This window comes from Funiculus sociatus GB2-C1 (assembly GCF_039962115.1).
Classification (GTDB): domain Bacteria; phylum Cyanobacteriota; class Cyanobacteriia; order Cyanobacteriales; family FACHB-T130; genus Funiculus; species Funiculus sociatus.
Genome location: NZ_JAMPKJ010000040.1, coordinates 23,138 through 45,579 on the forward strand (window position 1 = coordinate 23,138; position 22,442 = coordinate 45,579).

Here is a 22,442-nt window from a genome sequence, read left to right on the forward strand (position 1 = left end):
AATTATAACCCTTCGATTGATTCTGAAAATGACCAAAGCAGAGCCTCTGTTTAGGCGTTCCCAGCCAGAGACTCTTAACGAGGAAAGGTACTATTTACGCGGTGCAAAACATTGGGACGTAAAATTGCCATGCAACCCGTAAGGAACATGATGCTTCAAGTGCAGCCGCGCCACTGGCCCTTTATTCAAGTCGCCAGCATCCAAAATTACTACATCAGAACGGTGATGAGTGGAGTCGTAAACAAAAGCCAGCAGCCAGCCTTCATCTTCACCTGATGTACCCGGACGGGGAACAAATACAGGTTCGCTGACAAAGCCTTGCGGTGCAACACTCCAGAGTTGACGTTGTCCCGTCTCTAAATCCGCCTTGAGAATAGCTTGTAGAGGCGCATTGCCAGTAGCATTATGGGCAGCACCCATATATAGGTAGCGATACGGTCGTCCGACTCGTTCCGGATGAACGCTGGGAAACTCACAGCAACGACCTTCCAAAAGTTTACGCTGTACTGTTTTATCATTCAAATTGAGCGTAAATCGCCACATCTGCCCTGGTGCAAGTTCCTCAAACTTCACCTCACGATAATCGGAATCCGCTTCCACAGATGGAAAAGACTCATAGCAAATCGAGTCAATGCAAATCTTATCGTCTTGCTCAAAAGCATTGGCATGGTGAAAGACAAAACCAGACTGGGTTTCTAAGATTTGCACCTTCCTCTGTTGGGGGTTGCGGGGAATTACTAAAATCTTGGTGGGTTGGTCAGGCTGAAACTGCACACACTCGCCAGCACCGCGAACTCCAAACACAAAAGGTAGGGGATTGAAGCTTACCGGGTTTTGAAAGAACAGGCAGTAGTTAGGCGTAATGGCGAAATCGTGGATAAAGGCGAAGCCAGGAACGCTGTGAGCGTGACGCTGTATAACTTTGCCAGTCGAATCTAACTCATAGATAGTAATAGTAGTGGAAAGACCCGGTTTAATCGCAAAGTTTACCAGTGTTTCGCCGTCAATTCTGGGGTGGGCAGCGAAAGCATCACCGTTGTGTAAAACGCCGTCCAGGTAATCTTTCCCCAGCGTTTCTAGAGTTTGGGGATCTAATTGGTGGGGTTCAGCGGCTTCCCACAAAGCTAAGAGTTTGTCACCCCAGTAGATTACGTTAGTGTTGGCAATGTTTTTGAGTTTGAGGTCAAAAGCATTTGCCAGCCAACCACCCGGCTTTTGGGTGCCGAAGACACCGCGATAGAGGATTTTACCAGATGCTTGTTCTTCCACATAGCCCTGTGTGCGGACAAAGCGGTTACAAAAATGGGCGCGACCGTTGGAGAAGGCAACTCTACATATCATCCCATCCCCATCAAAGGGGTGATGGATACGTTGCCCGTTTACATCCAGCAATCCAGGGCCATTCCGGAAAAGTGTCCCTTCTAATTCTGCGGGAATCTGTCCTTCAATATCATCAATCCAGTAGTCAAACTCTTGTGGCAAGGATTCATAACCTTTTTGCCACTGTTTAATGTGGTAGGGAAGTTCATCAAGCGCCTCTGTTGGCACTGGAAAACGTTCTTGAGTGGGCAAGTTCTGCATAAAAAAGGCAAAAGGCAAAAGTTAGCTTCTAGGTTGGTTTGAGCGATCGCGACCAACAAATGTAGGATTAATTTTGGGTAAGGTTCCTCAAACCAACCTACTTAGTTTATTCGGCTGGTTCTTCTACTGTGGGGATGAGTTCGGGCATAAAGTCGGGAATAAAAGGTATGTCCCGATGATGATTGGGAATTGATTGGCTACGCATAACCGATGTTGTTGCAGGTTGCAAGGCTGGCACCTCTCCAGATGCTGGTGCCTCGTGGACTTTTGCTGCTGGTAGCCAACCGATTAGTGGCAGGGGCAGCAGCGTTGATAAATTTGTAATTACTACCAGCTGCCAGAGATTTTCAAAGTTCGTTTCGGTGACACCTAGCCAATAGGTAAGGACTGCTCCTAGTTCGTGGGACAATAGCCCTGCTAAATTTGTCACCGACATGAGAAGGGCAAATAAGGTGGCTTCTACACCAGGGGGACACAGCCGTGCTGCGAGTACCAACACCGGCATATAGGCAATTTGTCCCATAACTGTCAAAATCAGGCTGTCTCCCAAGCTGAACCAGCGATCATCGATGCCGAGACTGCGGTTAGCATGAGTTACCAAAATCAGCATAGTCATGCCAAGGACGGCTGATATGACAGTTGTCCAGGCGAAAATGGTACGAAAGCGAACGGCTTTGAGAAAGCGTTGGAAAATGAAAACCCCTATTAGGGAGGCGATACTGGTAACTAGGCGCACCCGTCCTAGAAACTCTGGCTCAAATCCTAGTTCGTTAGTGGTGAAGAAGAAGAAGGCGCTATCTGCTGAGGGTGTGGCTTGCCAGAGGAAGAGAAAGGCGGTTGGTAGCCAGATGGCTTTTTGGCTAACGGCTTGCCGTAGTTGCTTTATCTGGTGCAAAACGGTGGAAGCGTCTCTTGCCTCGCTTACGGGTTCTTCTGCAATTAACCACGCCACTGCTGACACAATTAGGGGGAAACAGCCAGTAATCGCAAATATGGTATGGTTGCCGAAGTGTTGCAGCAGCGAACCGCTGAAGTAAGCTGTTAGCAAGCCTCCGAATGATGATGCTCCCCAGCACAAAGATTGCAGGGAACCAGCTTCGCTCTGAGACTCGGCTCTGGCTCGTTCTACTACTAGGGAGTCTACAATTACGTCACTGACAGCAACCGACAGGGAGGAAAGCGCGATCGCAGCTGTTGCTGCCCAAGCTGTGTGAACTATTGTTGCTAAACTTACCCAGGACATCGTTCCCAATATCCCCGATAAAATTAGGTAAGGTCGCCGCCTATAGCCAAAAATCGGCAAGCCATCCGAAAGAAAACCAAATAACGGCTTTACCACCCACGGGATGGCGGCAATACCCATTAAAGCTGAAACCTGAGCCGGAGAAAGCGCTAGTTCATCTTTGAGAAAAAAGCTGACTGCCAAACGCGCCAGCCCCAAGATTCCCTGCACCAAATACACTACTAAAATCGCAGTTAACTCAGGAGTAGGCTCGTGACCAAAAAACACCTTCTTCAAGAAGGAGTCTTTTTTGTGAGACATACCAGAGGTGGAAAGCTGCATTGATTAAGTTATCTTAAGATATTTCAACATTTATATAATGATAGCTTCCCATCCTGGGGGCTGTAGCGAAGAGGGGAAAGTTAGAAGTTGTAGGAGTGGGTGAGAAACCCGCCCGTATTGAGTTAAAAGTTATTTTTGGGAGTCCGGGAGTGAAACGAGAAATTCTCCCGATCACCCAATCTCTTGAAGTTTAGGGGCGTCGCCCATCATTCCCCAAATGCCATAATGTGGTGAGCAAAAATAATTCAGATGTAAACGGCTTTTTAGAATCCAAGATATCTGTGCTATCCAAGCTGGCTGATGACGTTAAGAGTATATTTCCAGACATTGGTGGCGTGCGAGTAGTAGCGATCGCGTGCCTTACCGTCAGCAGCGTCATACTAGGAGTGCGTGAAGCCGGCTGGTTACAACCCATAGAAATTGCGGCATTTGACAAGCAGATGCGCCTGCGTCCAGATGTAAGCCCCGACCCCCGGCTGCTAATTGTTGGCATCACAGAATCCGACATCCGCGCTCAAAATCAATGGCCTTTACCTGACCGAGTTTTGGCGCAGCTCTTGACAAAAGTGCAATCATTAGAACCAAAACTCATTGGTCTAGATATACATCGCAGTACCCCACAAGAGCCAGGAAATGCTGAACTCAGGGCTAGACTCCAAGACGAAAACATTATCGTTATTAAAAAATTTGGTGACACAAATCTCGATTTTGTGCCGCCACCGCCGGGAATCCCCGATAAGCGCGTTGGTTTTAACGACTTTGTACTCGACCCTGATGGTGTCATCCGCCGTAACCTGTTGTTTGTCTCCGACGGTAAAAAAACTTCTTTCTCGTTTTCCCTACGTTTGGCTCTTGCCTATTTAAAGAGTCAAGGCATCTCATCGCAGCAAAGCCAGCAGAATCCTGAATATATGCAGCTAGGGTCATCGGTATTTGTCCCTATAAAGGCAGATTCTGGTGGGTATAAGAAGATTGATGATCGAGGCTACCAAGTTCTGCTCAACTACAGATCGCGGATTATTGCACGGCAAGTTACTCTGACCCAAGTATTGCAAGGGGAAATTGACCCCAGTTGGGTAAAAGATAAGATTGTCCTAATTGGTACAACTGCACCCAGCGCTAAAGACGTTTTCGGCACCCCCTACAGCCCAGCCGAACAGGAGAACGCAAAGATGGCGGGAGTTGTGGTTCATGCGGCGCTGGTAAGCCAGTTTCTCGACGCTGCAACTGGCGCAAGACCCCTATTTGGGTTTTGGTCTGAGAGAAGGGAAGTGCTGTGGATCGTTGGCTGGACGTTGTTCGGTGCTGGACTGGCTTGGTGGTGCCGTCATCCCCTAGTGTTGATTCTGGGCTGCGGTGTTGGTGTAGGAATTTTGTTAGGTAGCTGCTTTTATTGGTTTAGTCAGATGTCTCTCTGGGTACCTTTTTCGTCTCCAGTGCTAGGATTTATCCTGGCTAGTGGCATAGTTATTACCTACCGCTCTTATGATGCACAGCAACAGCAAAAAATCGTCATGAAGTTGTTGGGGCAGAATACTTCACCGGAGGTTGCTAAGGCTCTGTGGAGAGGACGCGATCGCCTGCTCAAATCCGGTAAACTACCTGGTATCAAGCTAACTGCGACAATGATGTTTGCTGACATCAAAAATTTCAGCACCATCTCTGAACAAATGCCGCCGGAAGCTTTGCTGGAATGGCTAAATGAAATGCTGGATGTGTTCGCCCACCAAGTGCTTAGCCACCAGGGGATTATCAACAAATTTACGGGCGATGGCTTTATGGCTGTGTTTGGAGTGCCAATGAATCGCGTTCACAAAGAGGAGATTGCAGAGGATGCGATTCGGTCGGTAAAATGTGCCTTAGCAATAAGCGATCGCCTAGAAGAACTGAACCAAAATTGGAAATCTCGCGGTTTGCCAGTCATTCAAATGCGACTCGGAATTTATACGGGCCCCGTCGTCGTAGGAAGTCTAGGCGGCAAAGACCGCTTGGAGTACGGTGTCATTGGCGACAGCGTTAATATTGCCTCCCGCCTCGAAAGTTGTGAAAAAGACCGACAAGAAAGTAACTGCCGCATTCTCATCGGTCACGAAACCTTCGTTCACCTTCACGAACAGTTTCTCGTTGAATCCTGGGGGCCATTGCCACTTAAGGGTAAGCAACAAATGGTTGATGTCTATCGAGTGGTAGGACTCGACAGAGTGGGAGAGCCGGAGAGTGGGAGAGTGGAAGAAGGAAAGAAATATTAACAAAAATATTAATCCCTTCATTAATAAATTTTGTCAGATTGGTTGAGGAACCAAACTCAGCATACAGACCCTCGGAAAATTTAACGTTAATTCATTAATAATTTTTGCATTAATCTAAGCTGTGTCATAAATCGTTAAGTTTTTACTGCGATATCAGCAGTATGCTTAATTATGAAAAGCCAGTACGTAAATAAAACGACTGCTATAAATTGCAGTTATCATACCCTCATTAATTACGTGATTAATTGGGCATGAAATCTATAAAAGCAAAGAGATTTTTCTGAAAAAGAGGCACTTCAATGATTGAAAAAATTTTATTAGCCGATTCTGGAACTGGACAATCTAAAGAAATGCTCAAGGCTTTGATGGAACTGCCTTCAATCCAACGAGCCTCAGTCAGCATATTACACGTTGTTCCTTCCCAAGTTACCAGTGAAGCCTTGACCGCAAAATGGGAAGAAGGGGGCAGAATTCTCGCTACTTCCATGCAGACATTGAACCTCGACCCAAGTCGCGTTTCTACCATGCTACAACAGGGCGACCCAAAGACTACAGTTTGCCAGGTAGCTGAAGACATTAATGCTGATTTAATTATTATGGGTTCGCGAGGGCTGAAGCGCCTAGAGTCCATTTTAGAAAATTCCGTCAGCCAATATGTTTTCCAGTTGTCCTCTCGTCCGATGTTGTTGGTTAAAGACGATATTTACGTTAAAAAAATTAACCGCCTCATGGTAGCAATGGATGGCTCTGACTCGGCAAAACAATGCTTAAGTCTGGCTATGTTCCTGTTGCGAGATATTAAGGGAGGAATGCTGATTTTGGCCCACGTCAATAAGGCGCGGACAGCCTTTGCTGAAGAATCACAAGCTAACCCAGAAAAAGATCCCGTCCTTGCACCAGCGATCGCAGAAGCGAAAAAACAAGGCATCGCTTACAAGTGTGTCACGGGTACTGGTAAGCCGGGACCAGAAATCTGTCGTTTGGCAGAGGACTTGAATGTCGATCTACTAATGCTAGGTTCCCCAGACCGTCGTCCCTCCATCGCCAAGGGTTTACCGGATTTGGATCGGCTGCTGGGAACTTCCCTATCCGACTATGTACGGGTTTATGCGAATTGTCCCGTACTGCTAGGACGCACAGCTACTGCTTAAAGCGATCGCCTAAAAAATAGCAAAACCCCCTCTAGCTAAGGCTATGGGGGGATTTTGTTTTAGGCAGACTATTAAGGATTCTTGTTGCTTTCGCGGCTAGCAGTTTGGATGTACAGAATCAACAAGAAAACTGTGGGAACCAGCACAAACAGGATGCTGGCGACAAAACCAAGATCGTTAACTTGCATTGAACCCAGCCTTTAATTAACTTCTAAAGCACCACCTTTAAGAATATCTCATTTCAATCCCTAATAGGGATCTTAAGTAAGACAAAACCACCACTAGATTTAAATACACGCCCCAGCCGACGCGGGTAAACCCAGTTCGCCAGCAACCGACTAAACAAAACTCCAATCTCGCTACAATCAATATCTGACAGCCCCATAACCTTATTCCTATTTTTGGGACTCGTTTTTGTCTAGGTATAGTTCGCTGGTCTTAATAACTTTGGTTTTCAACCATTGAGCTGTGGTTCGTCAATCCATGTAGAGAAAGTTTTTGTCATGTTGAGCCTAGTAGGTTTAAAAAGAAAAGAGCCTCTAACTTAAGGTTGCCTTTTTGCGATCGGCCCGTAAGTTAACTGACTGGTTTCTCTGGGAATTTTCCAGTGTGATAGGTGGTTTCCTGAAGCAAATGGCTAACCAGGAGTTTGAGAAAGAAGAACGGCACGAACCATTCCAGACCAAGCGTGGGGGTCACGACGTAGCGATCGCCCAGCAGCGATAATCCGTAAAGCCCCAGAGCAACCGGGCGCTGGAGATACAGAGGCGATCGCAAAATCAAAATTGATGCCCCCAACAGGTAGCCAGATGTGCCAAGCCAGAAGGCCCAATCTCCTCCCCGAAACAGCACCGCTACGAGTAAAACATGGATGAGATGGAAGGACACAAATGCTAGATGCTGCCGCCAACCCTGTCCAGGGCGATGATACCAGCGTTTAGCAGTAGATGTGGCATTGGTCAGGACACCCCCGACTAAATCGAGCGCCAAAAGCGCGATCAGTCCTAATTGCAGGGGTGTCCACTGGGCGGGGAGGGTTAGCGCATAGGCTGGAGCCGCAACCATCGCTACCAAGGGCGGCACAAATTGCAATAGCAACTCAGCTTTTGTCGCCCCTGGCCCGGTCAAGCGATCCACCAGACCGCCCGACCCGTTGCGGGGCGAGGCATCTCTCCAATCGGAGTCCATACGACAACCTCATAACACTTGTTATGCTCAAAAAATAACAACTGTTATGATAATGTGTCAAGAGGATTGCCCCCTGTTTCAGTTCCCTTGATATTCAGCCTTGATTGTCATGTCCCAACGCGATCGCCGTCTTGAAGTCTCTGAAGCTGCCTGGCGGGTCATTGTCCGAGAGGGGTTAGATCGCACCAGTATGCGGGCGATCGCCCAGGAGCTTGGTTGCACCACAGGAGTCGTCACCCACTATTTCCGAGATAAGCAAGAGTTAATTCTCTTTGCTCTCAATCAAGTCACTCAGTCCCTACTCAAGGCAATACAGGCCCCAACAGGGCAGGAGCTTGGAGTTGATCGCCTCCTAAACATGGTGTCAGCATTTTTGCCCCTTGATGTTGAACGGCAAGCTATTCTCAAGGTCTGGTTAGCCTTTTTGGGATACGCCGTTGGACGAGATTCCCTGATGGCTGAACACCAAAGGAGTGCTGCCCAACTCCGTGAGGTAATTCTGCAAGAGTTACAAACTCTTCAGTCAGCCAATCTGATTCGAGATGATGCAGACCTTGAGTTAGAAGCCAACGCCCTCTTAGCCCTTGCCAATGGAGTTAGCCTAGACTTCCTCATTCAAGCCAAACGTCTCAGCCCGGAGCAACAGCAACAGGTTATCCGACGCTACGTTGATGAGTTGCTGTCTACTCATATCAAGTAATGGTTATACCGATGCAAAGCAGTATGACATTCAGCAGCATTGTTGCATTATTCAGTGCCATGATTATTCTGGCTTCTATTCCCAGCGTTAGTGTATTAGCTGTCACCACAAGAGCAGCTACATCTGGATTTATTCATGGTATTTTCACAACCTTAGGGATAGTGCTTGGTGACATCATTTTCATAATAATAGCTATTTGGGGGTTGTCGTTTCTTGCTGAAGCGATGGGAAGCTTATTTGTCCTTATAAAATACCTGGGTGCGGCTTATCTTATATTGTTGGGAATAGGGCTATGGAAGTCAAAATTAAATAATATTGAGACAGAGGAGGTTGTAAAATCCTCTTTGCTGTCCAGTTTTCTGACTGGATTGTTTATTACATTGGGCGATCAAAAAGCGACGTTATTTTATCTTGGATTTTTTCCTGCTTTCGTTGATATTTCTAAAATATCTTATTGGGATACGCTCATCATTATCACAATTACTATAGTAGCCGTAGGCGGTGTAAAACTTGGTTATGCGTTTCTGGCGGATAAAGCTAGATTTTTTATTAGTTCCAAAGTAAGGAAAAGAATAAACATTGCTGCTGGCTGTGTAATGATTGGTGTTGGAGTGTTTTTACTAACAAAAGTTTAATTATAGCAATTCTCAGAGTTATGGGGTACGATGTAGTGCAAGTATATAAATTATAAAAATCAGCAATGAGACCTTATCCGATTGAGTTTCGGCAAAAAATAATTGAAGTCTATGAACAGGAAGGTATCTCCATAAGGAGTCTAGCTCAACGATTTTATGTTGCTAAAAGCAATGTTGCAAAAATTAATCAAGCAATATAAAGAAACAGGAGATATTCATCCTTATCCTCAAGGGGGAAGCCCGGAACCGAAGCTCAAGGAAGAGCAATTAGTTGATTTAGTAGAAATCATTGAAGCCAATAATGACGCGACGCTCGAAGAACTTTGTGACTTACTTGAAGAAAAGGTACAAGTGAGAGTCAGTCGAGCCACGATGGGAAGAATTACGCAAAAATTAAACTATAGTGTAAAAAAAAAACTCTGTACGCCGCAGAAAAAACAAGTGAGAGAGTACAGGAGCAGCGAGTTGAGTTTTGGTCAAAAATCCAAGATATTCCAGTAGAAAACCTGGTTTTCATTGATGAATCAGGAGTTAACTTGGCAATGCTGAGGCTTTACGCCAGAGCTTTAAAAGGGAAGAGAGCAAGAGGGGAAAAGCCTCAAAAGCGAGGAAAAAAATATCTCTTTGATTGCTGCTTTATCCGTTCAAGAGTTGATAGCATCAGTCAGTATATATGGGGCAGTAGATGGCGTGACATTTGAAGCTTTTATCCTTCAGGAATTAATCCCTAAACTCTGGAAGGATGCTTGTGTTGTTATGGATAATGCCAAAATCCATCAAGGAGAGATGGTAAGAGAATTTATAGAAAAAGCCGGAGCCAAACTTCTGTATTTATCTCCTTACTCTCCTGAGTTTTCCCCAATTGAGAATTTTTGGTCAAAAGTTAAATCTATCTTAAGAAAGACAGCAGCAAGAACATATAAAGATTTAATTGATGCCATTGCCAACGCCATGCTTGAGGTGACTCAGTCAAATATCCGTAACTGGTTTGCTCATTGTTGTTACTGTGCCTCATGAGTGCGAGAATCGCTATAAGTAGATGGATTTAATTATTTGTAGGATGGATAAAGCAACTAAGCGAAACCCATCCAACCAATGTCAACGTTGGGTGAGTTTCCTCAACCCAACCTACATTACTCATCAAAACAATAAGTCTTACAAATCCCAAATATAATTGGGAAATTAGAAATATTTTTAGCCAAGGGAGAATGAGATTAAAACAAATAAATGGCAAACTAATTAAAGAGAATTTATTTACAATGTTTAATCGCCGCCAGTATCTCCAATTTATGGAAAAATTGGCTCAAAGTTCCCCATAAATTGGGAGATTAAGTCTTATTTCCACTGTCTAAGCGTCTCGATTATAACTTTTGGGATATCTTAGAAGCGCTCCTAGTGGTCTTTTCATCATATTTTGAACAGGTGTAGAGACGTTTTATACAACGTCTCTATATTGCTGTGGAAATTAATAACAAGCCTATCGTGGCTTTGTTTTCACACTTACTGGGCCATTTACCACCACTTGACAAGCTAAACGGTAGGTTTCTGGTTTTTTCTTCAGTTTCCGGGTTTCAAAATCAGTCCGAGGCGAAAGATTTTCTATACCTTCCTGAATTTCTACAATACAGGTAGCGCATTGACCGTAGCCCCCGCAGTTCATCATCTTTCCCCTAAGGGTATAGATATCAATGCCATTCTCTAGGGCTTTTTCTCTTAAGTTAGCCCCATCAGCTGCGATCGCTTCCCGATTTTCGTTGACAAACGTAATATTAGCCATCAGCCCTTTTCACTCACATCGTTCCTATTAAGAAATCTTAAAAAATTTTATGAAGTTAGCAAAGGTGATATGTACTGAAACCGAGAACAACGTTTTGAGACACAGTAGGGGCAATTCATAAATCATCCGATTTATTTTAGGCTTGCACGGTCGGCAAATCCGGAAATTTTCTTGTAAGCATTGCCCCTACCCTTCTTGTCCCACCCTCTTGAAAACTGAAACAAAACCTAAGCAATGCTAACCACAGACACGATAAATCGCCTCTAGAAAAAGTCAGCTCAGAATGAAATAATTACCTGGTTTGACAGAATCGGTCTACAAGGGGTTATCAGAAAGTTCACTGCCTGGGAGGTTGCTAATGTTGCGTTGGAGGGCTGCCAACGAACGATTGTAATCCAGAACAGCTCTGAGTCGGTTGACTCTAGCGCGGGTCAGCTCAGTTTGAGCGCTAATTACATCAGTCTGCGTACCGACACCCGATCTAAATCGTAACTCAGCCAAACGCAAGCTTTCTTCTGCCTGAGTAACGGCGAAGAAAGCAGTTTGAATGTTCTCCGCATTCGATCTTAAATTGAAATAAGCTCGTTCCACCTCCAAGCGGATTTGGTTGCGTTGGTCAGCAAACTGAGTTTCTGCGATCGCAATATTAGCTCTTTCCTGCTCCGCTCTGGCTCTGGCGGCTCCCCCATCGAAAAAGTCCCAGCGAAATCTTGCCCCCAAGGTTAAGCCGTCGGCAGGCCCCAATTCATCATTGAACACCCCTAAAACATCGTAGGTCGCAAACAAACTTACTTGCGGGCTTGTGCCAGCCAGCGCAATACGCCGTTGCTGTTCGCTGATGTTCCGCCGAGCCAAGAGCTGTTCCAACTCTGCCCGGTTCTTTAGCGCCAGGATAATACTCTGTTCTAGTGTAAGATTCCACTCCCCAGCAAACTCAACTTGGTCTGCCGCAGCCACCTCAGCCCTCTGAGCTAAACTTAACAATTGGGTTAACTGCCTGCGGGCAATACTTTGTTGACTTCTGGTGCGAGTTAGGTCTTGGACGGCATTCGCCAGCTGCACTTGAAACCGCAGTACATCAAAGCGCGTTCCCAGTCCAGCTTGTTCTAGCAACTGAGCATCCTCAAGACTTCTAGCAGCATCTCTCACCGCCGCAGTAGAAATCTCAACTTGGGAATCTGCCTCTTGCAAATCGTAGTAAGAATTCGTAACATCCAAACGGACTTGTTCGAGTTGGCGTTCCAAATCTAACTGATCGAAACGCGCCTGTTGTTCTGCTGCTTGGATACGCGCTCCTCGTCTACCAGAGGTAAAGAGGTCATAGCTGACTTCAAACCTGCTGTCAAAGCTTGTCGAGACAGTATTGTCATCCCCCAGTGCTGGCCTTAATGGGGATGACTGTTGTCTGGCATTGGATAGCTCAGCACTGGCAGAATCCGATCTGGTGAAATTGGCTTGCACACCAATGTTGGGATACTCAGCCGCAAGAGCTTCTCGCAGCGCCGCCCGACTGCGCTCTGCGGTCAGAAGTGCAACTTGTAAATCCCGATTGTTACGCCGCGCCAGTACAAGAGCCTGTTCCAGCGTTATCCGTTGGAAGTTTTGAATTTGTACTTCCTCTGGTTTGGTGGGAAATAGCAGGGGATTGGCGCTGGGGTTGAGGTATTCGGGGGGTAAAGGTGGGTTCTGAGTTTTGGTTTCTGAGCTTTGTTGAGTTACGACGTTACTCCCGTTCCCTGTTTCCTGGGCCTGTTGGTTCTTCTGGGGAGCAGATGGAGCCATACCCCCGTTGCCAGAATTAAGCATAGGGGAGGTAGGACGAGTTTCTGCTTCGTCCTTATTTTCCTGTGTGCTGATTTCTGACTTGGGAGTTTCAACTTTTTGACTTGGGGGGCTTTCTTGTGCAGCACTCAGCTTTGCATACGCCAAGGTGAGAGCAAGACCTGCACCCACAGCCATAAAACCAGTTCCTACCCAATGAAACGGATGTCTAGAAGTTGGCATAAGTTTTTGAATTTGGTCTTTTGCTCTTAGAAAAACTTTTCTTCAGCTTCAAGCAACCTTATGCAGAATACCGGGTTGCGATCGCGCTTGGCAAACGAATTTTTATTAATTGCTCCCCATTGGTTGAAAGCGCCGTCGATTCTGCCCGATTCTGATGAATCCTTAATCTAGTGGCGGCTGGGGACTGTGGACTGGGTATCACGAGGAATTGTTTCTCTTGGTCTCCTCTGCCAGCTGTTCGCTTAACCATTGAATTTCGTCTTGAATCACCATTAAACACCTTTGTAAGACTGCTATTTGGTAGGGATCTGCTGGCAGAGGTTCTGTTTGTTGACTTTCCAGGCGCAATCGACAAACCATTAAGCGATGCTCCACCAACTTGATTCGGATTGTGGGTTCTATGTGACTAAAAAAGAAAAACTTGATTGTAAAGCGAGAGCGAGCGTTCACCCAGCTTTCATGCGGGTGTTCTAGCATTTGTTGCATCCATAGCTCGCGCCCTTTATCGCTGATGCTATATATTTTGCGAATTGAACCTGCCTCTCCTTCCTCCTCTGTGAGTACGCTGATAGCACCCCGCTCCTCCAATCGTCTCAAGAGAGGATATATAGCGCCGTAGTTGGCACTGATGCAACCACTCATAAACAGTTCTAGTTGCTGCTTCAGGCGATATCCATGTAGCGGTTCGCGTTGCAGTAAACCTAAAGTAGCCAATTCAAGCATTTTGTATCAAACTGATATAAATATCTGTTGCATCTGTTGCATTCGATTTTAATATGTATGGTATTGCCTTGCATCTGCATTGAGAATAGAGCGTTTGACCTCTTCCCTACAAGGGGAGGGGAGTTTAAGCATAATAATCCCTCATTTGAGATGCACACTCTTGCCCCAACCCCTCCCCTTTTAGGGAAAAGGTTGGGGGAAAGGTTTTTTATGGGTGATGGTGTAGGAAGCTTTTCGTGATTGCTGCGATCGCGCAATAAACTATGCACTCGTCAATAAGCAGCCACGCAAGAGCGAAAGTTGTTAAAGTACCGCCAGCCTTGTCAAAGGAAAGGAAACGAAGATGTCCGATCATTCGTCCCCTGAATCTCCAGTTCCACTTAAGACACAAGAAGATACGCTTTTTGAGGAGCAAGCTTTAGAAAACGAGTCCGTTGCAGTTGAGCTTCACCCAGGTCGAACAAAGTATTGGGCCGCGTTGTCAATCGTCTTGTTGATTGTCGGTGGTGGTTTGGGTTGGCATTGGTGGCAAAGCCGTGCCAGTAATGCTCAACCTGCACCGGGAGCAGCAGGTCAACCGCAAGGAATACCTGTCAAATTAGCAACTGTAGAAACAGCCACCGTCGAAGAAGCTTCCGAGTTTGTGGGTTCCCTGCAAGCTGCACGGAGAGTGGTAATCAAGCCGGAAATTGAGGGGCGAGTTAGTCAGATTTTGGTTTCCGAAGGCGATCGCGTTCCCGCCGGAAAGACTTTAGTACAACTTAGCCCGGACAAGAGACAAGCAGAAGCCGCCAGCGTGTTACAGAGTGTCAATGCTGCCCGTGCCACCAGCGCCAATGCTGCCTCCCAAATCAAAGCCTTAGAAGCCGAAAGGGCTTCCACTGTCGCTGAAGTGGAACTGCAACAGGAAAACTATCGACGCACTTCTACCTTAGTAGGACAAGGTGCATTGGCGAGAGCCGAACTAGATCGAGTTACACGCGATCGCCGTGCTGCCCAAGCCGCCTTGAATGCCATCACCGAACGCATTCAAGCCGCCCAGTCAACCCTTGCCCAAGCCCAAGCAGGTTTACAGCAAGCCCAAGCTAACGTCGATCTTGCTAACGCAGAACTTAAAGATGCCACAATTGTCGCCCCCATCGCTGGCGTTGTCGGAGCTATCCCAGTCAAGTTAGGAGATGTCGTTAGCAGTAGCGACACCCTCACCACTATCATCCAAAATCAATCTTTAGAAATAGAATTGTCTATTCCTTTAGAAAGAGCGCCAGATTTACGCTTAGGGCAGACAGTAGAGGGAACCAATTCCCAAGGAAAATTACTAGGCACAGGTACAATTAGTTTTATTTCTCCCCAAGTAAATTCGAGTTCTCAAAGCATCCTTATCAAAGCTAGGTTTGACAACTCACAAGGACAACTGAGGGATGGGCAATTTATCCAAGCCAGAGTAGTTTGGGACGAGAAACCGGGAGTTTTAATCCCAACTACCGCCATATCTCGCCTGGGTGGAGAAAATTTTGTCTTTGTAGCTCAAAAGAAAGGAGAATCAACCTTAATAGCCCAACAAAAGCCCGTGAAATTGGGCGACATCCAGGGAAATAACTATCAAGTTATCGAAGGACTACAGCCAGGAGAAAGAATAGTTGTCTCAGGCATTCTCAATTTATCTAATGGCGCTCCGATCATACCTGAATCGAAAAACTAAGGACTGGGGACTAGGGACTAGGGAATAGGGACTGGACGGGACTGGGTAATATTCTTCCCAATCCCCAATCCCCAATTCCCAATTCCCAATCCCCAATTCCCAATCCCCAACCCCCAATCCCCAATCCCCAATCCTATGTTTGTTGATTTCTTTATCAAGCGACCAGTCTTTGCTACAGTCTGCGCCTTGATTATCCTCTTGGTAGGAGCAATCAGCATTCCTACCCTACCAGTCGCCCAGTTTCCGGATATTAGCCCGACTCAAATTAGCGTAACTTCCAACTACAACGGTGCTAGTGCGGAAGTTGTAGAAAGCGCTGTTACAACAATCTTAGAACGTCAAATTAATGGCGTTGAGGGACTAAGATATCTGACTTCCAGTAGTAGTAATGATGGCACCAGTACAATTACTGCTACCTTTGAGGCATCGCGAAATAAAGATATCGCCGCTGTTGATATCCAAAATCGGATATCTGTAGCTCAGCCGCAACTACCCCAATCTGTTCAGCAAACAGGAGTTGTAGTCAGCAAAGAATCTAGCAGTATCCTCCTCGCGATTGGGTTGTACGCTGAAAATAAGCAGTACGACAACATCTTTTTAAGCAACTATGCCGATTTGTACTTGACAGATGCCATAAAAAGAGTAAAAGGTGTTGGCAACGTGCAAATTTTCGGGGAACGCCGCTACTCAATGCGCCTCTGGTTAGACCCGAATCGCCTTGCTAGTCGAGGATTGACCGCTCAAGACGTAGTGAATGCACTCCGCGAGCAAAACTTACAAATTGGCGTGGGACGCATTGGGCAGCAACCAGCTCCAGAAGGGCAGATGTATCAAATCGATCTGCGTGCCATCAGTAGGTTAAAAGATGTTTCTGAATTTGAGGAAATTGTCCTAAAAACCGATGCTAGTGGGGCGTTGGTGAAGTTGAAGGATGTGGGAAGAGCGGAACTGGGGGCAGAAAACTATAGCTCATTTTTACGGTTTCGCGGCAATGATGCGGTAGGTTTGGGGATTTATCAGCTTCCGGGTAGTAATGCTTTGGATGTCGCCCATGCGGTCAAAAAAGAGATGGAGCGATTGAGTCAGAGTTTTCCGCCAGCGTTGAAGTATCGAGTAGCGTTTGATACGACAGAGTATGTAGAAGCATCCATGACAGAGGTGGTGATTACTCTGTTGGTATCGATTGCCCTCGTTGTCGCCGTGATTTTCATTTTCCTACAAGACTGGCGGACGACGCTGATTCCATCCCTCACCATTCCTCTAGCCTTAATTGGGACTTTTGCCTTTATCAAAGTTTTCGGATTTTCGATTAACAGTTTGACGTTATTTGGTCTAACTTTAGCAACCGGGATGGTGGTGGATGATGCGATCGTTGTGGTTGAAAATATCAGTCGCTTTATCCAAGAAAAAGGCATGAATCCCGGTCAGGCCGCCTCTGAATCCATGACAGAACTGTTCGGAGCGGTGATTGCAACTTCGTTAGTTTTAATGGCTGTATTCGTCCCTGTAGCCTTCTTTCCGGGGACGACAGGAGCGCTTTATAAACAATTTGCACTGACGATCGCATTCTCAATTGCTATTTCTACTTTTCTAGCTTTAACCCTGACTCCTTCCTTGTGTGCGCTGCTGTTGCGTCCGGGACAACAGCCGAAAGGTTGGGTTGGATGGATTTTCGGTCGGTTTAACGGGTTTTTGGATAGAACGCGAAAAGGATATGCGCGATCGCTTAACTTTCTGACTCGTTTTAAAAGCATTATCATCGGCTTATTTATCGTCTCTTTGGGAATGACAGCTTGGCTTTATACCCAAGTACCTACCGCATTTCTCCCTGAAGAAGATCAAGGCTATTTCATCACCATCGTTCAAGGGCCCGAAGGAGTATCGCTGAACTACACCAGCGAGGTGATGAACAAAATTGAACAAGAAATTCTCAAAAATCCAGAAGTTGTAGGAACTTTCGTTGTCGGTGGTTTTGGTTTTAGCGGTAGCACTGCTAATAGCGGTGTCATTTTTACTACCCTCAAACCTTGGGAAGAACGTACAGGAAAAGACCAAACTGTACAAGGAATTATTGGCAGATTGGCAGGAACCTTATCGGCAATCCCAGAAGCAAGAATTATTCCTGTTAATCCTCCAGCAATTCAAGGTTTAGGGCAATTTGGCGGTTTCCAATTTCAGCTGCAAGACCGCAGAGGTAATAGTAGTTTAGAACCTCTATTACAATCTTTGGGACAACTACTAGGTAGTGCGAATAAAACACCCGGATTGCAAGCTGTATTTAGCACCTTCGCCGCTAATACGCCGCAACTACTCGTAGATGTCGATCGCAATAAAGCCAAAGCATTGCAAGTTTCTATCGACGATATTTTTAACACCCTGCAAACTTTCTTAGGCGCACAATATGTAAACGATTTTGATTTACAGCAGCGAAATTATCGCGTCTACGTCCAAGCAGATCAACAGTTTCGTTCTAACCCAGCCGATGTTGGGAAACTCTACGTTCGTTCTGGCGAAAATCAGATGATTCCCCTGAGCAGTTTAGTAAAACTTACTCCCACGACTGGCGCTCAAACTATTAACCATTACAACTTATTCCGTTCTATAGAAGTTAATGGTTCGGCGGCTCCTGGCTCTAGTTCTGGAGATGCAATTAAAGCAATGGAAAGAGTAGCAGCACAAGTTTTACCATCTGGTTTTGGCTACGAATGGTCGGGTACTTCTCTGGAGGAAATTCAGTCGGGCGGTTTAGCACCGATAATTTTTGGGTTGGGACTAACCTTTGTGTTTCTAGTATTAGCGGCACAGTACGAGAGCTATATTGACCCGATAATTATTATGCTTTCAGTTCCCTTAGCTATTTTCGGGGCGCTTTTAGCTCAGTCAATGCGCGGTTTAGCTAATGATGTTTATTGTCAGATTGGATTAGTAATGTTGATTGGTTTAGCAAGTAAAAACGCTATTCTAATTGTAGAATTTGCTAACCAATTGCGCGAGAAAGGAATGTCAATTACCAGAGCAGCGGTGGAAGCTTCGCAAGAGCGTTTGCGACCGATTTTGATGACAGCTATTTCAACGCTTTTGGGGATTTTTCCCCTAACAATTGCTACAGGGGCAGGCGCAGGTAGCCGCCAATCTCTAGGGACGGCGGTGTTTGGCGGAATGTTGATCGCGACTTTCTTGAGTTTGTTTGTGGTGCCAATTCTGTATATCGTAATTAAGACGCTCAGCGATCGCTTGAAGCCTGGTGGTAAAAATAAGAAAACTCCGAAATCGGCTCCTAGTCGAGAGCTGAAAAGTCCTGCTATCACCCGTTAAATTGAACCTCTCTCCTAAAAAGCTTTCAGTGGAAGTTTCCTCCGCTGAAAGCTTTTCACTCCCCAACCTCTGCCCACCTTCCCCTGCTTAAGGTTCTCCATGCTAAAGCTTTATCACTATCATATTTCTCCCAACTCCCGGAGGGTCTGGGTGTCGCTACTCGAAAAACAGCTGGAGTTTGAGTTGGTGCCACTCAACTTGGATGGCGAACAGTTGCAACCAGAATTCCTGGCACTTAACCCTTTCCATCACATTCCCGTCTTAGTAGATAACGGTTTTAGGGTAGTGGAATCCTTAGCGATCCTAGATTACTTAGAGGCAAAATACCCTATACCTGCGATGCTGCCTAGCGATGCTAAAGATTTAGCAATTGTGCGGATGGTGGAACTGGCGACAGTTAACGAACTATTGCCCGCTACAGTCCCATTGTCCCCCGTGATGTTAGGGTTGTCAGCAGGAGATCCAGAAAAAATCGAGAAGGCATTGCAGAAAATCTCAACAGTGCTAAATTTTTTTGAGAGTTTGCTAGACGAGCGCCCATTCTTTGGCAGTGAAAATATAACTCTCGCTGAACCTGTAGCTGGTACTGTTTTACCCTGGTTGCCAAGGGGCGGCGTGTCCTTGAGTGAATATCCTAAATTGAATGCTTGGTGCGATCGCATTCAAGCACGTCCTTCTTGGCAAGCTACGGAAGCTACCCCAGAAATAATGGAAGCGTTTAAGTCGTCTCCTATGATAGCTCGCATGGCAGCTGCACAGAACTCCTAAAGACTCATGCAGACAACAATCTCCGCAGCAAAAAGTGCGGGGATTGTTGGCTGCAATAGTGAAGAATTGCTTGAACCCAATACGGCATTGTTTGTGTAGCCACACCCGAATAGGTGTGCCTACACAGAGACTTTTGCAAAAAGTCTCTTCTTTGTCTAAGAAGCTACTTTCGCCGTAGAACGGCGGCGACGTCTTCCAGCAAGCTTAGTAGGCGGTTCCTCCGGAGCTTGCAGCAAGAACACTAGCAGAGGGCGGCTCTGGAATTCACGCCGCAGCAGGCGTTGTAGCGCTGATTCCAGTTGAGTTTGCACTCCTGCCCAATCAACTTCTAGCGGTTCATCTTCCAAGACACGGGCGAATTCTGACCAGCGATCGCTCAAAATTCCTTCTAGAGTTTCGCGTACCAAAGTTTGTAGGCGATCGCGTTCCATCGTTGTCACCACACCGCGCAGGTGAACTTCCGGCTTAGCAGTCAGCTTACCTTCCCAGTCCATCGCTGCAGCGATCGTCACAACACCATCTTCTGCCAATTGCTGCCTTTCTTTCAGCACATTAGCTTTCAGCACGCCAGAATTATCTACTAATTCGATGCCAGACGGAACCTTACCCGCCACTTTGATGCTATCTTCCGACACCTCTACGACATCCCCATTGTCAATAATCACCATATTTTCCGCAGGGATACCCATGCTCTGGGCAGTCTTGGAGTGCTGGATAAGCATCCGATGCTCGCCGTGAACTGGTAAGAAGAACTTCGGACGAGTTAAGGCAATCATCAGCTTTTGGTCTTCCTGACAGCCGTGACCGGAAACGTGAATCCCCTTGTCACGACCATAAACCACATTTGCACCCTGCATCATCAGCTTGTCGATGGTATTTACCACGGCAATTGTATTTCCCGGAATTGGGTTTGCCGAGAATATCACCGTATCGCCTGCACGGATTCTCACTTGTCGGTGTTCGCCGTTAGAAATACGAGTCATTGCTGAAAGAGGTTCACCCTGAGAGCCGGTAGTTAAAATCAATACCTTCTCATCTGGCAGTTGGTGAATCGACTGCAAAGGCTGGAACAAATTGTCGGAACATTTGATATATCCTAGATTGCGTGCCTGAGCAATCACATTCAGCATCGAGCGACCTACCACGGACACCATCCGTCCGTGCTTTTGCGCCAGTTCCAGAACCATATTGATTCGGTGGACGGACGAAGCAAAAGTAGTCAATAGCACCCTTCCCTTTGCCTGAGAAATAAAGCGGTCGAGATTCGGAAAAACTGATCGCTCAGAAGGCGTGAATCCCGGTACTTCCGAGTTAGTCGAGTCGCTAATCAGGCATAAAACGCCTTTCTCGCCGTATTCAGCCAGTCTTTGCAAATCAAAAAACTCTCCATCAACTGGCGTGTGGTCAATCTTGAAGTCACCTGTATGGATAACGACACCAGCGGGCGTGTGGATAGCGACTGTGAAGCTATCAGCAATAGAGTGGGTGTTGCGAATAAATTCGACGAAGAATGAAGCGCCAATTCGCACCATTTCCCGGGGTACTACTCGTTTTAGGGTCGTCCGATTGGAAACCCCAGCTTCTTCCAATTTACCTTCTAGCAATGCCATTGCTAGACGCGGGCCATAGATGACTGGGATATCAAATTGCTTGAGGTGATATGCTATCCCGCCGATATGGTCTTCGTGACCGTGGGTGACGATCATGCCTTTGATTTTGTGGCGATTTTCCCGCAGATAGGTCATGTCGGGGAGGACGATGTTCACGCCGTGCATGGATTCGCTGGGAAAAGCTAATCCCGCATCCAACAGGATGATTTCATCGTCATATTCAAACACACAGGTATTTTTCCCAATTTCATGCAGTCCGCCGAGGGGAATAACTTTCAGGGCGGGTGCGGATTCGTTCTTAGTCATGTGGTTCCTTGTAATAAATCAAGAGCGGTCAATACAAAACAGTTGAAAATTTGCATAAATTACAGCGACTTTGGCAAATAAAAAGCCTAAAACAGGAATTTTTTGCCTTATTCTTTTTGCCTAGTATTAGCGACTTTAGCCAGTAAAAATTTAAAAAAGAAGTTTCTTTTTTTGCTTTTTTCCTTTTTACTTTTTTTTCCTTTCTACCGTCGCCTCAAATCAAAGTCAGCTGCTTCATTACTGCCTCTAACATTTGCCTATCTGAGTCTGGTAGATGCGAGAGTGGTGGACGAGTCGAGCCAATATCCCAACCTTGCAGTTTTAGCGCCGCTTTGATGGGAATAGGATTAGTCGTACAAAACAAAGCTTTGAATAATGGAAAAAGTTGTAGGTGAATATCGATTGCTACTTTAGTTTGACCGTTTTCAAAGGCTTGAATCATCTGTTGCAGCTGTTTGCCTACTAGATGGCTAGCAACGCTTATTACCCCAGCACCGCCAACTGATAATAAAGGCAAAGTTAGGGAATCATCCCCAGCGTATATCTGAAATTCTGCTGGTATCAGCCGTCGAATCTGACTTGCTGCGTCTAGGTTGCCACTTGCCTCCTTAATTGCCACAATGTTCGGGATTTCTGCCAGACGAGCTACTGTCTCTGGCTGGAGATTCTGACCTGTACGACCAGGTATGTTGTAGAGTATCAGGGGCAGGTCTGGGCAAGATTGGGCGACGCTTGCAAAGTGCTGATACAGTCCCTCTTGGGGGGGCTTGTTGTAGTAGGGTACGACTTGTAAAGATCCATCTACTCTTATTTTAGCGGCTTTTTGAGTAGCTGCCATCGCTTCTTTCGTCGAATTTGACCCTGTACCTGCGATTACCTTAGCTTTTCCGGCTACTGCCTTTTGTACAACCTGAAATAACTCATACTCTTCTTCCCAAGTCAGAGTAGGAGATTCCCCAGTTGTGCCACATATTACCAAGGCATCACTACCATTTTCTGCCAAATGCGCCGCCAGCGCTTCTGCAACGGCGTAATTTACAGCGCCATCTTCCTTAAATGGCGTCACCATCGCGGTGATCACGCGCCCAAAATTTACCACACTCTTTTAACTCCTCTTTCGATTTTGAATTTTGGACTTTGGATTTTGGATTAAGAAGCTACAATCTAAA

At 46.2% G+C, this 22,442-nt stretch carries 16 protein-coding genes and 2 pseudogenes; 8 read left to right on the forward strand and 10 right to left on the reverse strand.

From position 1 onward, the window contains the following. Window positions 1-90 precede the first annotated feature (90 nt). Together NDI42_RS18085 and NDI42_RS18090 are read right to left on the reverse strand one after the other, a co-directional pair. Window positions 91-1,581 carry a carotenoid oxygenase family protein gene (locus tag NDI42_RS18085; protein WP_190457560.1) on the reverse strand — a complete coding sequence of 497 codons (1,491 nt, stop codon included), beginning with the start codon at window positions 1,579-1,581 and terminating at the stop codon, window positions 91-93. Window positions 1,582-1,687: 106 nt separating this feature from the next. Next, window positions 1,688-3,145, reverse strand: a complete 1,458-nt coding sequence (locus tag NDI42_RS18090; protein ID WP_190425682.1) for a folate/biopterin family MFS transporter — start codon at window positions 3,143-3,145, stop codon at window positions 1,688-1,690. A gap of 281 nt (window positions 3,146-3,426) precedes the next feature. Here NDI42_RS18090 and NDI42_RS18095 point away from each other — a divergent pair, with 281 nt between their 5' ends. After that, window positions 3,427-5,394, forward strand: a complete 1,968-nt coding sequence (locus NDI42_RS18095) for a CHASE2 domain-containing protein (RefSeq protein WP_190457592.1) — start codon at window positions 3,427-3,429, stop codon at window positions 5,392-5,394. A gap of 299 nt (window positions 5,395-5,693) precedes the next feature. Beyond that, complete coding sequence (locus NDI42_RS18100) at window positions 5,694-6,545, forward strand: universal stress protein (RefSeq protein ID WP_190457562.1); 852 nt, start codon at window positions 5,694-5,696, stop codon at window positions 6,543-6,545. A 71-nt stretch (window positions 6,546-6,616) separates the two neighbouring features. Here the strand turns inward: NDI42_RS18100 and psbM are convergent, their stop codons facing one another. From psbM to NDI42_RS18115, 3 genes and pseudogenes are all read right to left on the reverse strand, one after another. After that, a complete protein-coding gene (gene psbM, locus NDI42_RS18105; RefSeq protein WP_190414683.1) occupies window positions 6,617-6,733 on the reverse strand; it encodes a photosystem II reaction center protein PsbM in 117 nt (38 codons plus the stop codon). 77 nt (window positions 6,734-6,810) lie between these two features. Next, window positions 6,811-6,927, reverse strand: a pseudogene (locus tag NDI42_RS18110) (Uma2 family endonuclease); the annotation flags it as partial. 194 nt (window positions 6,928-7,121) lie between these two features. Then, the gene (locus NDI42_RS18115) at window positions 7,122-7,733 is read right to left on the reverse strand and encodes a hypothetical protein (RefSeq protein ID WP_190457564.1); all 612 of its coding nucleotides are present in this window, start codon (window positions 7,731-7,733) and stop codon (window positions 7,122-7,124) included. Between the two features lie 109 nt (window positions 7,734-7,842). Between NDI42_RS18115 and NDI42_RS18120 the strand changes: the two genes are divergently transcribed. The 3 genes and pseudogenes from NDI42_RS18120 (at window position 7,843) to NDI42_RS18130 (ending at window position 10,085) form a co-directional block, all read left to right on the forward strand. Then, window positions 7,843-8,433 (forward strand): TetR/AcrR family transcriptional regulator, encoded by a 591-nt coding sequence (locus NDI42_RS18120; protein ID WP_190457566.1) that lies wholly within the window; start codon window positions 7,843-7,845, stop codon window positions 8,431-8,433. An 11-nt stretch (window positions 8,434-8,444) separates the two neighbouring features. After that, window positions 8,445-9,068: a LysE family transporter gene (locus tag NDI42_RS18125; RefSeq protein WP_190457568.1), complete on the forward strand. Its 624-nt coding sequence runs from the start codon at window positions 8,445-8,447 to the stop codon at window positions 9,066-9,068. 65 nt (window positions 9,069-9,133) lie between these two features. Next, window positions 9,134-10,085, forward strand: a pseudogene (locus NDI42_RS18130) (IS630 family transposase). Between the two features lie 460 nt (window positions 10,086-10,545). Here NDI42_RS18130 and NDI42_RS18135 read toward each other — a convergent pair. The 3 genes from NDI42_RS18135 to NDI42_RS18145 form a co-directional block, all read right to left on the reverse strand. Continuing rightward, window positions 10,546-10,845, reverse strand: coding sequence for a 2Fe-2S iron-sulfur cluster-binding protein (locus tag NDI42_RS18135; RefSeq protein WP_190457570.1), 300 nt, complete (start codon window positions 10,843-10,845; stop codon window positions 10,546-10,548). A 315-nt stretch (window positions 10,846-11,160) separates the two neighbouring features. Beyond that, window positions 11,161-12,849 carry a TolC family protein gene (locus NDI42_RS18140; protein WP_190457572.1) on the reverse strand — a complete coding sequence of 563 codons (1,689 nt, stop codon included), beginning with the start codon at window positions 12,847-12,849 and terminating at the stop codon, window positions 11,161-11,163. A gap of 198 nt (window positions 12,850-13,047) precedes the next feature. Further along, window positions 13,048-13,572 (reverse strand): helix-turn-helix transcriptional regulator, encoded by a 525-nt coding sequence (locus NDI42_RS18145; protein ID WP_190425663.1) that lies wholly within the window; start codon window positions 13,570-13,572, stop codon window positions 13,048-13,050. A 343-nt stretch (window positions 13,573-13,915) separates the two neighbouring features. Here NDI42_RS18145 and NDI42_RS18150 point away from each other — a divergent pair, with 343 nt between their 5' ends. The 3 genes from NDI42_RS18150 to NDI42_RS18160 all read left to right on the forward strand — a co-directional run bounded on the left by NDI42_RS18150 (window position 13,916) and on the right by NDI42_RS18160 (window position 19,357). Continuing rightward, a complete protein-coding gene (locus tag NDI42_RS18150; protein ID WP_190457574.1) occupies window positions 13,916-15,274 on the forward strand; it encodes an efflux RND transporter periplasmic adaptor subunit in 1,359 nt (452 codons plus the stop codon). 135 nt (window positions 15,275-15,409) lie between these two features. After that, a complete protein-coding gene (locus NDI42_RS18155) occupies window positions 15,410-18,589 on the forward strand; it encodes an efflux RND transporter permease subunit (protein WP_190457576.1) in 3,180 nt (1,059 codons plus the stop codon). A 99-nt stretch (window positions 18,590-18,688) separates the two neighbouring features. Continuing rightward, window positions 18,689-19,357: a glutathione S-transferase family protein gene (locus NDI42_RS18160; RefSeq protein WP_190457578.1), complete on the forward strand. Its 669-nt coding sequence runs from the start codon at window positions 18,689-18,691 to the stop codon at window positions 19,355-19,357. A 155-nt stretch (window positions 19,358-19,512) separates the two neighbouring features. On the opposite strand, the gene NDI42_RS18165 is transcribed toward NDI42_RS18160, so the two are convergent. Both NDI42_RS18165 and dapA read right to left on the reverse strand, forming a co-directional pair. Further along, a complete protein-coding gene (locus NDI42_RS18165) occupies window positions 19,513-21,273 on the reverse strand; it encodes a ribonuclease J (RefSeq protein ID WP_190457580.1) in 1,761 nt (586 codons plus the stop codon). Window positions 21,274-21,487: 214 nt separating this feature from the next. Beyond that, entirely contained in the window at window positions 21,488-22,372 is an 885-nt protein-coding gene (gene dapA / locus NDI42_RS18170; protein WP_190457582.1) for a 4-hydroxy-tetrahydrodipicolinate synthase, read from the reverse strand. Window positions 22,373-22,442 lie beyond the last annotated feature (70 nt).

What these genes read in the sequence shown, in the direction of transcription:
- NDI42_RS18085 (WP_190457560.1), bottom strand. Translation starts at nt 1,581, where the DNA reads ATGCAGAACTTGCCCACTCAAGAACGTTTTCCAGTGCCAACAGAGGCG.
- NDI42_RS18090 (WP_190425682.1), bottom strand. Translation starts at nt 3,145, where the DNA reads ATGCAGCTTTCCACCTCTGGTATGTCTCACAAAAAAGACTCCTTCTTG.
- NDI42_RS18100 (WP_190457562.1), top strand. Translation starts at nt 5,694, where the DNA reads ATGATTGAAAAAATTTTATTAGCCGATTCTGGAACTGGACAATCTAAA.
- psbM (WP_190414683.1), bottom strand. Translation starts at nt 6,733, where the DNA reads ATGCAAGTTAACGATCTTGGTTTTGTCGCCAGCATCCTGTTTGTGCTG.
- NDI42_RS18115 (WP_190457564.1), bottom strand. Translation starts at nt 7,733, where the DNA reads ATGGACTCCGATTGGAGAGATGCCTCGCCCCGCAACGGGTCGGGCGGT.
- NDI42_RS18120 (WP_190457566.1), top strand. Translation starts at nt 7,843, where the DNA reads ATGTCCCAACGCGATCGCCGTCTTGAAGTCTCTGAAGCTGCCTGGCGG.
- NDI42_RS18125 (WP_190457568.1), top strand. Translation starts at nt 8,445, where the DNA reads ATGCAAAGCAGTATGACATTCAGCAGCATTGTTGCATTATTCAGTGCC.
- NDI42_RS18135 (WP_190457570.1), bottom strand. Translation starts at nt 10,845, where the DNA reads ATGGCTAATATTACGTTTGTCAACGAAAATCGGGAAGCGATCGCAGCT.
- NDI42_RS18140 (WP_190457572.1), bottom strand. Translation starts at nt 12,849, where the DNA reads ATGCCAACTTCTAGACATCCGTTTCATTGGGTAGGAACTGGTTTTATG.
- NDI42_RS18145 (WP_190425663.1), bottom strand. Translation starts at nt 13,572, where the DNA reads ATGCTTGAATTGGCTACTTTAGGTTTACTGCAACGCGAACCGCTACAT.
- NDI42_RS18150 (WP_190457574.1), top strand. Translation starts at nt 13,916, where the DNA reads ATGTCCGATCATTCGTCCCCTGAATCTCCAGTTCCACTTAAGACACAA.
- NDI42_RS18155 (WP_190457576.1), top strand. Translation starts at nt 15,410, where the DNA reads ATGTTTGTTGATTTCTTTATCAAGCGACCAGTCTTTGCTACAGTCTGC.
- NDI42_RS18160 (WP_190457578.1), top strand. Translation starts at nt 18,689, where the DNA reads ATGCTAAAGCTTTATCACTATCATATTTCTCCCAACTCCCGGAGGGTC.
- NDI42_RS18165 (WP_190457580.1), bottom strand. Translation starts at nt 21,273, where the DNA reads ATGACTAAGAACGAATCCGCACCCGCCCTGAAAGTTATTCCCCTCGGC.